At 67.1% G+C, this 12,614-nt stretch carries 14 protein-coding genes and 1 tRNA gene; 13 read left to right on the top strand and 2 right to left on the bottom strand.

Annotated features, from left to right (window positions below):
* Positions 1 to 18: 18 nt before the first annotated feature.
* The 13 genes from U6958_RS20155 to U6958_RS20095 all read left to right on the top strand — a co-directional run bounded on the left by U6958_RS20155 (position 19) and on the right by U6958_RS20095 (position 11,249).
* Complete coding sequence (locus U6958_RS20155) at positions 19 to 459, top strand: thioesterase family protein (protein WP_017406826.1); 441 nt, start codon at positions 19 to 21, stop codon at positions 457 to 459.
* Positions 456 to 1,160, top strand: a complete 705-nt coding sequence (locus U6958_RS20150; RefSeq protein ID WP_244160557.1) for an outer membrane lipoprotein carrier protein LolA — start codon at positions 456 to 458, stop codon at positions 1,158 to 1,160. Before U6958_RS20155 ends, U6958_RS20150 begins: the two co-directional genes overlap by 4 nt.
* 9 nt (positions 1,161 to 1,169) lie before the next feature.
* Positions 1,170 to 3,545 (top strand): MMPL family transporter, encoded by a 2,376-nt coding sequence (locus U6958_RS20145; RefSeq protein ID WP_074923617.1) that lies wholly within the window; start codon positions 1,170 to 1,172, stop codon positions 3,543 to 3,545.
* Positions 3,546 to 3,559: 14 nt separating this feature from the next.
* Positions 3,560 to 4,810 (top strand): NAD(P)/FAD-dependent oxidoreductase, encoded by a 1,251-nt coding sequence (locus U6958_RS20140; RefSeq protein WP_074923616.1) that lies wholly within the window; start codon positions 3,560 to 3,562, stop codon positions 4,808 to 4,810.
* 65 nt (positions 4,811 to 4,875) lie between these two features.
* Positions 4,876 to 5,460, top strand: a complete 585-nt coding sequence (locus U6958_RS20135) for a DUF3261 domain-containing protein (protein ID WP_167368428.1) — start codon at positions 4,876 to 4,878, stop codon at positions 5,458 to 5,460.
* Positions 5,457 to 6,668, top strand: coding sequence for a beta-ketoacyl-ACP synthase (locus tag U6958_RS20130; RefSeq protein WP_074923614.1), 1,212 nt, complete (start codon positions 5,457 to 5,459; stop codon positions 6,666 to 6,668). Before U6958_RS20135 ends, U6958_RS20130 begins: the two co-directional genes overlap by 4 nt.
* Positions 6,669 to 6,680: 12 nt before the next feature.
* Complete coding sequence (locus tag U6958_RS20125; RefSeq protein WP_061287592.1) at positions 6,681 to 7,160, top strand: hotdog family protein; 480 nt, start codon at positions 6,681 to 6,683, stop codon at positions 7,158 to 7,160.
* Positions 7,157 to 7,900 (top strand): 3-ketoacyl-ACP reductase FabG2, encoded by a 744-nt coding sequence (locus tag U6958_RS20120; protein WP_074923613.1) that lies wholly within the window; start codon positions 7,157 to 7,159, stop codon positions 7,898 to 7,900. Before U6958_RS20125 ends, U6958_RS20120 begins: the two co-directional genes overlap by 4 nt.
* Positions 7,897 to 9,156: a beta-ketoacyl-ACP synthase gene (locus U6958_RS20115; protein ID WP_074923612.1), complete on the top strand. Its 1,260-nt coding sequence runs from the start codon at positions 7,897 to 7,899 to the stop codon at positions 9,154 to 9,156. Before U6958_RS20120 ends, U6958_RS20115 begins: the two co-directional genes overlap by 4 nt.
* The gene (locus U6958_RS20110) at positions 9,153 to 9,548 is read left to right on the top strand and encodes a hypothetical protein (RefSeq protein ID WP_046239896.1); all 396 of its coding nucleotides are present in this window, start codon (positions 9,153 to 9,155) and stop codon (positions 9,546 to 9,548) included. Before U6958_RS20115 ends, U6958_RS20110 begins: the two co-directional genes overlap by 4 nt.
* 47 nt (positions 9,549 to 9,595) lie before the next feature.
* On the top strand, positions 9,596 to 10,030 hold the full coding sequence (locus U6958_RS20105; protein ID WP_026062752.1) for a hypothetical protein: 435 nt from the start codon (positions 9,596 to 9,598) through the stop codon (positions 10,028 to 10,030).
* 1 nt (position 10,031) lies between these two features.
* The gene (locus U6958_RS20100) at positions 10,032 to 10,784 is read left to right on the top strand and encodes a 4'-phosphopantetheinyl transferase superfamily protein (protein WP_074923611.1); all 753 of its coding nucleotides are present in this window, start codon (positions 10,032 to 10,034) and stop codon (positions 10,782 to 10,784) included.
* A 168-nt stretch (positions 10,785 to 10,952) separates the two neighbouring features.
* Positions 10,953 to 11,249, top strand: a complete 297-nt coding sequence (locus U6958_RS20095; RefSeq protein WP_017406814.1) for an addiction module antidote protein — start codon at positions 10,953 to 10,955, stop codon at positions 11,247 to 11,249.
* Between the two features lie 74 nt (positions 11,250 to 11,323).
* Here the strand turns inward: U6958_RS20095 and U6958_RS20090 are convergent.
* Positions 11,324 to 11,399 (bottom strand) — tRNA-Thr (locus U6958_RS20090).
* A gap of 26 nt (positions 11,400 to 11,425) precedes the next feature.
* Positions 11,426 to 12,433 (bottom strand): class 1 fructose-bisphosphatase, encoded by a 1,008-nt coding sequence (locus U6958_RS20085; RefSeq protein ID WP_016452944.1) that lies wholly within the window; start codon positions 12,431 to 12,433, stop codon positions 11,426 to 11,428.
* Positions 12,434 to 12,614: the final 181 nt, after the last annotated feature.

Here is a 12,614-nt window from a genome sequence, read left to right as displayed (position 1 = left end):
CCTTCACGCGGAGCCTTCATGGCCACTGACCAGGAAATCGCCTCGCGCGAGCGGCTGAGCTACGAGATCGAAGTCACGCCGGCGTTCTACGACATCGACGTGATGGAAATCGTCTACCACGGCCACTACGTGCGCTATCTCGAACTGGCTCGCAGCGCCTTGCTGGCCCACTTCGACTACGACTATCCCCGCATGCGCGACTCCGGCTACGGCTGGCCCGTGGTGGACATGCGTCTCAAATACGTGCGCCCGGCGCTGTTCGGACAAAAGCTCCGGATCAAGGCCACCATCACCGAGTGGGAAAACCGCCTGCGCATCGACTACCTGATCAGCGATGCCGCCACGGGCGAGAAAGTGAACACGGCCCACACCACCCAGGTGGCCGTGGACATGCGCACGCGCGAGATGTGCTTTGTCTGCCCTCCCGTGCTGTGGGAACGGCTGGGGGTGCAGCCATGACTGCCCGAGGGACGCGCCTGGCTGCATGGGGCATGGCCTGCGCCCTGGCCTGCACCTTGTCTCTTCCGGCTGCCTTGCAGGCCGCGCCTGCTGCCGGTGTTTCCGGCGTTGGCGACGGTTCCCAGACCGCCCCGGCCTCCCAAGTGTCACAGCAGGCCCTGTTGGCCCAGGTGCGTGAGCGCGTGCAGAGCGCGCCTGTGGTGCGTGGTCAGTTCACGCAGCTCAAGACCGTGCAGGGCTTCAGGCAGCCGCTCAAATCCTCGGGCGACTTCGTCGTGGCACGTGGCAAGGGCATCGCCTGGCAGGTGCGCCAGCCCTTTGCCTCGACGCTGATCGTCAGGCCCGACAGCCTGCTGTCGCGCGGCGCCGATGGCAGCACGGCCGTGCAGATGCGCGCGCAGGACGAGCCCGTGCTGCGCACCATCAATGCCATGCTGTTTGCCGTGGTGTCGGCGGACCTGGCGCAGCTCACCCACTACTTCGATGTCAGCGGCCAGGTGCAGGGTGCCGGCTGGAGGCTCCACCTCGTGCCGCGCGACCCCGTGCTGGCCCAGTGGCTGCAGGCTGTGGACCTGAGCGGCCAGCAGTTTGTGCAGTCCGTGCAATTGCAGGAGGCGCGCGGCGACCGCAGCCAGATCCAGATGGCGAACCCCATTGCCGAGCAGGCGCTGCGTGCGCAGGATGCCGCCCTGTTTGACTGAGCCAGCGCCATGAGCACCAGTCCATCCCCCGCGCACGACACCGGCAGCCAGGACCGTCCCGGCCTTCTGTGGCGTGCAGCCGCATTGGCCTGGCTGCTGGCCGTGCTGGTGGTGGCCGTGCACCAATGGCATTTCTGGCATGGCCAGCGCATGGACACCGATGTGCTGGCACTGCTGCCGGTCAATGAACAGGCGCCCGAGGTGACGCGCGCCACGCAGCAGCTGGCCGACCAGTTGTCGCGCCAGGTCACCGTGCTGCTGGGTACGCCCGACTGGGCCGGCAGCCGACAGGCTGCACAGCAGTTGCGGCAAAGCCTTTCACGTCAGGCGGCCGCGCCGCTGCGCGAACAGGCGCTGGCGCAGCAGGTCTCCATGCAGGCGGCCCTGGATTTCTACCAGCCCTGGCGCCAGTCCCTGCTTACGCCGCAGCAGCGCGACCGGCTGCAGCACACGCCGGGTGAGGTCCTGGTGCAGCAGGTCCTGCAGGACCTGTACCAGCCCGGCCTGCAGGCGCGGTTGACCGACTGGATTCGTGATCCCCTGGGCCTGTGGACCCCCTGGTGGACGGCGCGCGCTGCGCAAAGCCATGCGCGGCCGCGCGACGGTGAGCTGTGGGTGTCCGGGCAGGGGCAGCAGTGGGTGCTGCTGCAGTACGCGCTGTCGGGCTCGGCGTTTCGCCTGTCAGGCGAACCCGTGCTGCAGGATGCGCTGCAGCAGGCCCTGGCCGATGTGCGCCGGCAATGGCCCGATGCGCAACTGCTGGTGGCCGGCGTACCGCTGCATGCCGAGGCAGCGGCCACGCAGGCGCATGGCGAGATCAACACCATCGGCTGGGGCTCCCTTGCCGCTGTCCTGTTGCTGGCGTGGCTGGCATTTCGCGCCGTGCGCCCGATGGCCCTGGTGGGCCTGTCCCTGCTGATCGGCACGGCGGTGGCACTGAGCGTGACGGCGGCCCTGTTCGGCCAGGTGCATTTGCTGACCCTGGTGTTCGGCGCCAGTCTGGTGGGTGTGGCCGAGGACTATGGCATTCACTACTTTGCTGCCCGGCAGGGCGCCCCACGGCGCACGCCGCATGCGCTGATGCGTTCCCTGCTGCCGGCACTGTGGCTGGCGCTGGGCACCAGCGTGATTGCCTATCTGGCACTGGGCGTCGCGGCTTTCCCGGGACTGCGGCAGATGGCCGTTTTCTCCGTGGTGGGACTGGCCGCCGCCATGTTGACCGTGGTCTGCTGGTTCCCCTGGCTGGACCGGGGCCACATGCCCGCCAGCCCCGCTGCACGGCGCATAGGCCTGAGCCTGGTGGCCTGGCCGCGCTGGCGCGCAGCGCTGCCGGGTTCGGTGGTGCTGTGTGCCGCCATGGCGGCCTGGCTGGCGTGGGGTGGGCGCCTGAACATCCAGGACGATGTGCGCCAGCTGCAAAACGGCGCGCCTGCCCTGGTTGCCCAGCAGCGCCAGGTGGGTGACATGCTGGGCCTGCCCAGCCCGGCCCAGTTCTACCTGCTCGACGGGGCCAGCGACCAGGAGCTGCTGCAGCGCGAGGAGCTGCTCAAGCAGCGGCTTGATGTGCTGGTGCAGCATGGTCAGCTTGCCGGTTACACGGCTGTGTCCGACTGGGTGCCTTCCGCCCGGCGCCAGAGCGAGGATCTGGCCCTGGTGCGCCGTGTCGAGGACCAGGTGCGGCAAGGGATCAATGCCCAATTGGGCGAGTCTTTCAGTGCGCCTGCCGCCGCACCGGTGCAGCCCCTGACCGTGCAGGCCTGGCTGGAGCAGTCCATCTCTGCGGCGGCCGGCCCCCTGTGGCTGGGCGAGCGCGATGGCCGTTGGCGCAGCATGCTCATGCTGCGCGGCGTGGCCGGTCAGGCCGCACTGCCGGGGCTGGCGCAGGCAGCGCATGGGCTGGAGGGCGTGGTCTGGGTGGACAAGCCCGCCGAGATCTCCGGCCTGCTGCAGCGCTACCGCCTGTCGATGACGCAACTGCTGGTGCTGGGCCACGGCCTGGTGCTGGCGGCTCTGTGGCTGCGCTTTGGCAGCCAGGCCTGGCGAGCCTGGCTGCCCACCGTGCTGGCCAGTCTGGCGGTGGCGGTGGTCCTGTCCGTCTGGGGCCAGCCCTGGCAGCTTTTCAACGTGCTGGCGCTGATGCTGTTGCTGGGCGTGGGCATCGACTACGGCATCTTCCTGCAGGAGCACGAGGACGATCCCCACGCCTGGCTGGCCGTGGTGATCGGCGCGGCCAGCACCTGGCTGTCGTTCGGCCTGCTGGGCCTGTCCCAGACGCCGGCCTTGCGGGCCTTTGGCGTCACGCTGATGCTGGGCCTGCCGCTGGTGCTGGTGCTGGCGCCGCTGTTTCGCGCGCCGCCGCAGGCGCCTGCCGGCACCTCTCTCTGAAAAAGACACCGTACATGCAACGTACCGAACAGACTGAAATCCTGATCATTGGCGCCGGCCCCTCCGGCGCCGTGGCGGCGGGCCTGCTGCGCCGGCAGGGGCGCCGGGTGCTCATCCTGGAGAAGGAAGAGTTCCCGCGCTTTTCCATTGGCGAGAGCCTGCTGCCGCAAAGCATGGCCTACATCGAGCAGGCCGGCATGCTGCAGGACGTGGTGGAGGCGGGCTTCCAGCACAAGAACGGCGCGGCCTTCGCCCGGGGCGATCTGCGCACGGCCTTCGACTTCCGTGACAAGTTCTCCTGCGGATGGGGCACGACGTACCAGGTGCAGCGCGCCCATTTCGACAAGGTGCTTGCCGATGCCGCCCAGAAGGCGGGCGCCGAGATCCGCTATCGCCATACGGTGACCGGCGTGGACGTGGCAGGCGCCCAGCCGCAGGTCACGGCCCGCACGCCGCAAGGCGAGGAATATGTGGTGCAGGCCCGCCATCTGCTGGATGCCAGCGGCTTTGCGCGCATCTTGCCGCGCATGCTGGGGCTGGAGCGGCCCTCCGGTTTTCCCGTGCGTGCGGCCCTGTTCACGCATGTCGAGGATCGCATCGCGGCACAGGACATGGACCGCGACAAGATCCTGATTTCCGTGCATCCCGAGCACCGGCATGTGTGGTTCTGGACCATTCCGTTTTCCAATGGCCGCAGCTCGCAGGGCGTTGTCGCCACGCCCGAATTCCTGGAGCGCCATGCGGGCTCCGAGGTCGAGCGCCTGCGCGCCATCATTGCCGAGACGCCCAGCCTCGCGCAAGTGCTGCGCAATGCCCGGTGGGACACGCCCGGGCGTTCGCTCACGGGCTACTCGGCCAATGTGATGGCGCTGTGGGGCCCGGGCTATGCCTTGCTGGGCAATGCGGGCGAGTTTCTGGACCCGGTGTTCTCCAGCGGCGTGACCATTGCCCTGAAGTCGGCCAGCCTGGCCGCCGACTGCATCGCCCGCAGCTGGCAGGGCGAGGCGGTGGACTGGCAACAGGACTATGCCCAGCCGCTGCAGGCAGGTGTCGATACCTTCCGTGCCTTCGTGCAGGGCTGGTACGACGGCAGCTTCCAGGACGTGATCTTCCACCCGTCGCATGCGCCGGACATCCGCCGCATGATCTCGTCCATCCTCGCCGGCTACGCCTGGGATGGACGCAACCCCTATGTGGCCGAGCCGGAGCGCCGCCTGAACGTGCTGAGCCAGCTTTGCCAGCCGGGGCAGGGGGTGATGGCATGAGGCGGCTGCGTCTTTTCCCGGCCCTTGCGTGCCAGCGTGCGCCAGCCTTGTTCGCGGTGTGCTCCGTGAGCGCTGCCATCATCACGGCCAGCGCGTTGGCAGGCTGCTCCACCGCACCAGAGGCGCGTGCACCGCAGGGCAATGCCACGCCGCCGCGGCTGGCATTGCCGCCGGCTGCGCTGGGCTGCGCGCTGGCTCTGCAGCAGCATCTGGTGGTGCAGGCGCCTGGCCAGCCCGCGCAGGAACTGGACGCGCTGCTGGAGGTCGATGCGCAGACGGTGCGCCTGGCGCTGGTCCACCTGGGGCAGCGCGTGGGCGTGATCGTCTGGGATGGGCGGCAGCTGCAGGCCGAGCTGTCACGCTGGTGGCCGGCGCAACTGGCGCCGGCGCAGGTGCTCGGCGACATGCAGCTGGCGCTGTGGCCGGTGGATGCCATTGCGCAGGCCTTGCCTGCATCCTGGGTGTTGGAAGAGGTCGGAATGTCCGGTGGATCGGCCAGACACCTGTCTCACCAAGGGCAGACGCGCGTCGAGATCCGGCCTGCCGGCAGCGACGGGTTCGAGATCGTGTATGCCGCAGGCGCCTGGCAACTGCGCGTTGCCTCGCCCGGCGGCATGCGTCCCTGTGCCAATGCAGGGGAGGGCGCATGACCGTAGTCACCCCGACGGCACAGGCCGTGTTTGTGCAAACCCTTTCAGCCACCAGCGCCCTGGGTGCCGATGCGGCCAGCCTGCGCGCCGCATTGTTCGCCACCCAGGCCCCCGACAGCCTGCAGTGCAGCGACCGCTACAGCCCGGGCCGGCACCTGCCGCTGGGCTGCCTGCCGCCCCATGTGGTGCTCCCCACGCTGGACTGGGCACCGCCGCCGCAGCGATCGCGCAACAACGCCCTGGCATGGCACACCGCCCAGGGCGTGCGCGGCTCGGTGGAGCAGGCCCTGTCGCGCTGGGGCCCGGCGCGTGTGGGCGTGGTGGTGGGCACCAGCACGGCCGGCGTGCAGGAGGGCGAAGCCGCCGCCGCCCATTGGCATGCACAGGGCCGGTTCCCGCAGGACTTTGACTACGCCTTGCAGGAAATGGGCAATGTGTCGGAGTTCCTGGCCCAGCACCTGGGCATCCAGGGGCCGGCGCACACCCTCTCCACCGCCTGCTCCTCCGGGGCCAAGGCGTTGGCATCTGCCGCGCGCTGGCTGCAGGCCGGCCTGGTCGATGCCGTGCTGGCCGGCGGGGTGGATGCGCTGTGCGCTTTCACCGTGGCCGGTTTCAGCGCGCTGCAGGCCGTGTCGGACCAGCGCTGCAACCCGCTGTCTGCCCGGCGCAGCGGCATCAACCTGGGCGAGGGCGCGGCGTTCTTCCTGCTGACGCGAGAGCCAGGCCCCGTGCGTCTGGCCGGTTGGGGCGAGACCCAGGATGCCCACCACATGTCGGCCCCCGACCCATCCGGCCAGGGCGCCATCCAGGCCATGGAGCAGGCGCTGCGGCGTGCGGCCATGCGGCCCGGTGACGTGGACTACATCAACCTGCACGGCACGGCCACGGTGCACAACGACGCCATGGAAAGCCTGGCCATTCACAGCGTGTTCGGCGAAGCAACGCCCGTGAGCTCCACCAAGCCGCTGACCGGCCACACCCTGGCGGCGGCCGGGGCGCTGGAAGCGGCCATGGCCTGGCACCTGCTGCACGACAACCCGCAGGGCCGGCTTCCTGCGCACTGGTGGGATGGCGAGCAGGCGCCCGAACTGCCCGCCCTGGCCGTGGTCCGCCCGGGCATGGCGCTGGGGCGTGCGCCCCGGGCCGTGCTCAGCAATTCCTTTGCCTTTGGCGGCAGCAACTGCGCCCTGCTGCTGGCCGCTGCCTGAGGAGCCATCGAGATGAACGCATTTCTACCGATTGAAAACTACGTGCCCCATCGCGGCGTGATGCTGCTGCTGGACTGCCTGCTCGATGCATCTGCCGACAGCGCCCATGCGCAGGTCACCGTGCCGCGTGATGGCCTGTTTCTGCAGGACGCCGGCATGCCCGCCTGGGTGGGGCTGGAGTACATGGCCCAGACCGTGGCCGCCTGGGCCGGCTGGCAGGCGGTGCAGGCCGGGCGGCCCGTCAAGCTGGGTTTTTTGCTGGGCACGCGCAAGTTCCAGGCGGCCTGCGCACATTTTTCCCCGGGCAGCGTGCTGCGCGTGAGCGTGCACTGCGAACTGGTGGGCACCAATGGCCTGGGCATGTTCGATTGCCGCATCCAGCCCCTGGGCGAGGACCGCGTGCTCGCCCAGGCCCGCATATCCGTTTACGAACCAGACAATGGCAGCGCATTCATACAGGCGCTGGAGCAAGAAGGAGTTGGACAAGCATGAGTGCAATCGCCCAGCCAGCCACGGTGCTGGTGACCGGGTCGAGCCGGGGCATAGGCCGGGCCATCGCCCTGCGCCTGGCGCGCGATGGTTTCGACATCGTGGTCCATTGCCGCAGCGGCCGCGAGCAGGCCCTGCAGACGGTGGCCGACATTGCCGCGCTGGGCCGGCAGGCCCGCGTGCTGCAGTTCGATGTGGCAGACCGCGCTGCCTGCGCTCTGGCGCTTGAGGCCGACATGGAACAGCACGGCGCCTACTACGGCGTGGTCTGCAATGCCGGCATCGCCCGGGACAACGCCTTTCCCGCCATGACGGGCGAAGAGTGGGATGCCGTGGTGCATACCAACCTGGATGCGTTCTACAACGTGCTGCACCCGGTGGTCATGCCCATGGTGCGCCGCCGCAAGCCGGGGCGCATCGTGACGCTGGCTTCGGTCTCCGCCCTGATGGGCAACCGGGGCCAGGCCAACTACAGCGCGGCCAAGGCCGGGGTGATCGCAGCCACCAAGTCCCTGGCCGTGGAGCTGGCCAAGCGCGAGATCACGGTCAATTGCGTGGCGCCCGGCCTGATCGACACGGAAATGGTCAGCGAGGAAGTGCTCGAACATGCCTTGGCGCTGGTTCCCATGCGCCGCATGGGCACGGTGGACGAGGTGGCAGGTGCGGTCGCCTTCCTCATGGGCGGCGAGGCCTCGTACGTCACGCGCCAGGTCATCTCCGTCAATGGAGGGATGGTGGGATGAGCGCAGCAAGCAAACGGCGTGTGGTCGTCACGGGCGTGGGCGCCTTGAGTCCCCTGGGCCACGACTGGGCCACGGTGCGGGAGCGACTGCGCTCCGGCAAAACCGCCATCCGGGTGATGGACGAGTGGGCTGCCTATGAGGGCCTGAGCACCCGGCTGGGCAGCACCGTGCCATCCTTCGATCTGCCGGCGCACTACAACCGCAAGACCATGCGCAGCATGGGCCGCGTTGCCCTGATGGCCACGCGCGCCAGCGAGCTGGCACTGGCCGATGCCGGCCTGCTGGGCGATGCCTTCGTCAAAAGCGGGCACATGGGCGTGTCCTATGGGTCTTCTGCGGGGACGCCCTCGGCCATCGGCGACTTCGGCCGCATGATGGCCGACAAGAGCACCGAGGGCATCAACGCCAACACCTACATCAAGATGATGTCGCACACGGCGGCGGTGAACATCGGCGTGTTCTTCGGAACCACGGGCCGCGTCATCACGACGTCCAGCGCCTGCACCTCGGGCAGCCAGGGCCTGGGCTATGCCTTCGAGGCCATTCAGAGCGGCAAGCAGCTTGCCATGCTGGCCGGCGGGGCCGAGGAGCTGGATGCCACGCAGGCGGCAGTGTTCGACACCCTGTTTGCGACCAGCGTCAAGAACGACAGCCCCGAGTGCACGCCACGTCCCTTCGACGCCCGGCGCGACGGCCTGGTGCTGGGCGAGGGCGCCTGCACCTTGGTGCTCGAAGAGCTGGAGCATGCACTTGCCCGGGGCGCCTGCATCCGGGCCGAGTTGATCGGCTTTGCCAGCAACTCCGATGGCACCCATGTGACGCAGCCCAACGCCGCCACCATGGCCCAGGCCATGCGCATGGCGCTTGATGACGCGGGGATCGAACCTTCGGAGGTCGGCTACGTCAACGCCCACGGCACGGCCACGGACCAGGGGGACATTGCCGAATCGCAGGCCACCCGCGAAGTGCTCGGCAGCCAGGTGCCCATCAGCAGCCTCAAGGGTTACATGGGCCACACGCTGGGCGCCTGCGGCGCGCTGGAAGCCTGGATGAGCATCGAGATGATGCGTGAAGGCTGGTTTGCAGCCAACGCCAATCTGCAGCAACCCGATCCGCGCTGCGCCGATCTGGACTACGTCATGGGCGAGCCGCGTGCCTTGCACACCGATATCGTCATGAGCAACAACTTTGCCTTTGGCGGCATCAACACCTCATTGATTTTTCGACGTTGGAAGCAACAGGAGCCAGTGAAATGAAACAGACGAGAACCGCCGCCATTGTCCTGGTCCTTGCCCTGGCCGCAGGCAGCGCGGTGGCACGAAGCACGGACATCTATGAACCCCCGGCGGTCATGTGGACCGCCTCGCCCGAGACTACGACGCAGCAGTTGCACGATCGCATCGTGGTGGCGTCGAAGTCGCTGGGCTGGGTGGTGGTCGGCGACGAGCCGGGCCGCCTGGAGCTGCACTACGACAAGCAAGGCAAGCACCAGGTCAACATCGCGGTGCACTACAACACAGATACCTACCGGATCAGCTATCTGCACAGCGTGAATCTGAATTACTCGGAAGGCGATGGCAAGCGGGAGATCCATCCCAACTACAACCGCTGGGTCCGGAATCTGATGAAGAAAATCAGTGCCCCGTAATCCATCGCTGTCCCTGTTCCATGCTTTTTTACAGAGAGGGAGTTTCCATGAGAAAGATGATCTTGGCAGCCATGGCGCTGGTGGCCGCAACGGCGGTACATGCCCGCAATGAAGCAGTGATGCTGCCGCTGGCCGACGTGGTGAAGCTCGGCCTGGAGCAGGGCAAGCTCGACGGCAGCGTGAGCTTTCACCTGTCCGGTGCCAGCACGCCCGCCATCTCCGAAAAGCTGGGCGATGACGTGTCCAACAAGAAAACCAACGGCGTGGGCAAGGACGATGCCACGGCCTGCAACTGGGCAGCGCTGTCTGCCCTGATGGCCTTCGAGGCCAAGGCCAAGCAAAAGGGCGCCAACGCCGTGGTGGACCTGCACAGCTTCAACAAGAAGCAATCCACCCGGGACCCGGTCAATTTCGAATGCCGCGCAGGCAATGTGATGGCCGGCGTGACCTTCAAGGGCACCTATGCCCGCGTAGGCCGGTGATTTGAGCGCGCCGGCCGCCTGCGCCTTGCTGTTGGGGGCGCAGGCGCCCTTGTGGGCCAATGCGCAGTCGCTGGCTGCGGGCTGGCTGACGGACTCGGAGCGGGAGCGCCATGCCGGCATGCGCGAGGCGCGCCAGCGCGAATTCATCGCCTGCCGCTATGCCATGCGCCTGCTGCTGGCCGGCGGGCACGATGCCGCATCGACCTGGCGGCTGGCAGCGCCCCGCAATGCTGCCCCCCACGTGGAGCAAGGCGGGGAGGGTGGCATTTTTGGAGCGAAGCCCCGTTTGAGCCTCTCGCACAGCGCCGGCTGGCTGGCCTGCGCCGCCGCACAAGGCCCGGTAGGCGTGGACCTTGAGCGAAGGGCTGCGCACCGCCAGCGCGACGTGCATGCCATGGCCGAGATGGTGTGCTCCCCGCCCGAACGCGCATGGCTTCAGGCGCAGGACGGAGCCCGCCTGCAGCACAGCCTGGTGCAGCTGTGGAGCCTGAAGGAGGCCTATTTCAAGAGCCTGGGCCAGGGCCTGGACTTTGTCCGGATGCGGCAGCTTGCGTGGATACCCGTCTGCGCTGCGCTCGACATGGCTGGGCCGCCCCTGGCCCACGGCCGCCTGTGGCAAGGCCGGGATTGCGATGCACAGGCCGTGTGCCTGGCGCTTTGCATGCCTGGGCCCCTGCCCGAGGTGGCTATATCAGGAAGCGAAGAAGTGCATTGGCAGCCCGCTGCGGATTGGCGACTTGTCGTGCTGGCCTGATGGCACAAGACCCATGTCCAGCTGCAGAAATTCTGACCACTGAGGTGGTTTCGCCGTTAGCTTTGCGTGTTACGTGCTGGTAGCTATGTTGGGTGGTGGCGACAAGGCAACCCAGCAGGTGGACATTGCGGCTGCAATTGCCCTGTCCAAGACCCTGGAGAACTGACCATGACCAAGATTGCTGACCTTCCCACCTTTGACATGGCCGAGCACCTGAAAACCGATGAGGACGTGGCTGCCTATCTGTCCTTGGTGCTGGAAGAAGATGACCCCTCCGAACTGGCCCATGCCCTTGGCGTGATCGCACGCACGCGCGGCATGAGCGAGATAGCCAGTGCCAGCGGTCTGACCCGGGAGGCTTTGTACAAGGCACTGCGGCCGGGCAGCCAGCCTCGGTTTGACACCATCCGTCGCGTCTGTGGCGCTCTTGGCGTGCGTCTGGTGGCTCAGCCTATCCGCACCTGATCATTGTTGCCGGAATGCACTCAGAGTACCCAACGAAAAAGCCCCTGGCTCTTGCGAACCAGGGGCTTCTTGTTTGGTGCCGGAGAAAGGAATCGAACCCTCGACCTTCTCATTACGAATGAGCTGCTCTACCAACTGAGCTACACCGGCGACAGACAAAAATTATAACGGCAAATTCATGCCTCGGAATGGTATTGCGTCACTTTTTCGACTTCGTTCTTCGAGCCGAGGATGACGCTCACACGTTCGTGCAGCTGCGTGGGCTGGATGTCGAGGATGCGCTGCTTGCCGTTGGTGGCGGCGCCGCCGGCCTGTTCGACCAGCCAGGCCATGGGGTTGGCTTCATACATCAGGCGCAGCTTGCCGGGCTTGTTGGGCTCGCGGCGGTCCCAGGGGTACATGAAGATGCCGCCGCGGGTCATGATGCGGTGCACGTCGGCCACCATGGAGGCGATCCAGCGCATGTTGAAGTCCTTGCCGCGCGGGCCTTCCACGCCGGCCAGGCATTCGTCCACGTAGCGCTTGACGGGGGTGTCCCAGTGGCGCATGTTGGACATGTTGATGGCGAATTCCTTGGTGTCTTCAGGGATGCGGATGTTTTCCTGCACCAGCACGAAGGAGCCTTGCTCGCGGTCCAGCGTGAACATGGAGACGCCGTCGCCCACGGTCAGCACCAGGGTGGTCTGCGGGCCGTAGATGCAGTAGCCGGCGGCGACCTGCTGGGTGCCGGGCTGCATGAAGTCTTCCTCGGTCACGCCGGGGTGGCCTTCGGGCTTCTTGAGCACGCTGAAGATGGTGCCGATGGAGACGTTGACGTCGATGTTGGACGAGCCGTCCAGCGGATCGAACATCAGCAGGTACTCGCCGTGCGGGTAGCGGTTGGGCACCAGGTAGATGCCTTCCATTTCCTCGGAGGCCATGGCCGCCAGGTGGCCGCCCCATTCGTTGGCCTCGATCAGCACCTCGTTGGCGATGATGTCCAGCTTCTTCTGGACTTCGCCCTGCACGTTCTCGCTGCCGGCCGTGCCCAGCACGTCGCCGATGGCGCCCTTGTTGACGGATTGGCTGATGCGCTTGCAGGCGCGTGCCACGACTTCCAGCAGCAGGCGCAGCTGGCCGGGGATGAGGCCGTCCACGCGTTGCTGCTCGACCAGGTAGCGGGTCAGGCTGACGTTTTTCTTCATGGGTTCAACTCCTAAAAATCCGGGAGCAGATGCGGCATGGCGTATGCATCTGCTGATGAACAGCATTTCAGTGATTCCTGGCTTGCAGCATAAAACCGGCGCTGCTCAAGCCAGGGACACCGAGGAAGAGCCGCCTCGCACCGAGGGTGTCGTCCCCCTGCAAGGGGGAAGGCGCGAAGCG

Origin of the sequence: Delftia lacustris (assembly GCF_040267515.1) — a bacterium.
GTDB lineage: Bacteria > Pseudomonadota > Gammaproteobacteria > Burkholderiales > Burkholderiaceae_C > Comamonas > Comamonas tsuruhatensis.
This window is presented reverse-complemented; position numbering and strand designations above follow the sequence as displayed.

Excerpts from the sequence above, each read along its gene's own strand:
- U6958_RS20095 (WP_017406814.1), top strand. The coding sequence starts at position 10,953 with ATGACCAAGATTGCTGACCTTCCCACCTTTGACATGGCCGAGCACCTG.
- U6958_RS20120 (WP_074923613.1), top strand. The coding sequence starts at position 7,157 with ATGAGTGCAATCGCCCAGCCAGCCACGGTGCTGGTGACCGGGTCGAGC.
- U6958_RS20155 (WP_017406826.1), top strand. The coding sequence starts at position 19 with ATGGCCACTGACCAGGAAATCGCCTCGCGCGAGCGGCTGAGCTACGAG.
- U6958_RS20130 (WP_074923614.1), top strand. The coding sequence starts at position 5,457 with ATGACCGTAGTCACCCCGACGGCACAGGCCGTGTTTGTGCAAACCCTT.
- U6958_RS20145 (WP_074923617.1), top strand. The coding sequence starts at position 1,170 with ATGAGCACCAGTCCATCCCCCGCGCACGACACCGGCAGCCAGGACCGT.
- U6958_RS20105 (WP_026062752.1), top strand. The coding sequence starts at position 9,596 with ATGAGAAAGATGATCTTGGCAGCCATGGCGCTGGTGGCCGCAACGGCG.
- U6958_RS20115 (WP_074923612.1), top strand. The coding sequence starts at position 7,897 with ATGAGCGCAGCAAGCAAACGGCGTGTGGTCGTCACGGGCGTGGGCGCC.
- U6958_RS20110 (WP_046239896.1), top strand. The coding sequence starts at position 9,153 with ATGAAACAGACGAGAACCGCCGCCATTGTCCTGGTCCTTGCCCTGGCC.
- U6958_RS20125 (WP_061287592.1), top strand. The coding sequence starts at position 6,681 with ATGAACGCATTTCTACCGATTGAAAACTACGTGCCCCATCGCGGCGTG.
- U6958_RS20085 (WP_016452944.1), bottom strand. The coding sequence starts at position 12,433 with ATGAAGAAAAACGTCAGCCTGACCCGCTACCTGGTCGAGCAGCAACGC.
- U6958_RS20150 (WP_244160557.1), top strand. The coding sequence starts at position 456 with ATGACTGCCCGAGGGACGCGCCTGGCTGCATGGGGCATGGCCTGCGCC.
- U6958_RS20140 (WP_074923616.1), top strand. The coding sequence starts at position 3,560 with ATGCAACGTACCGAACAGACTGAAATCCTGATCATTGGCGCCGGCCCC.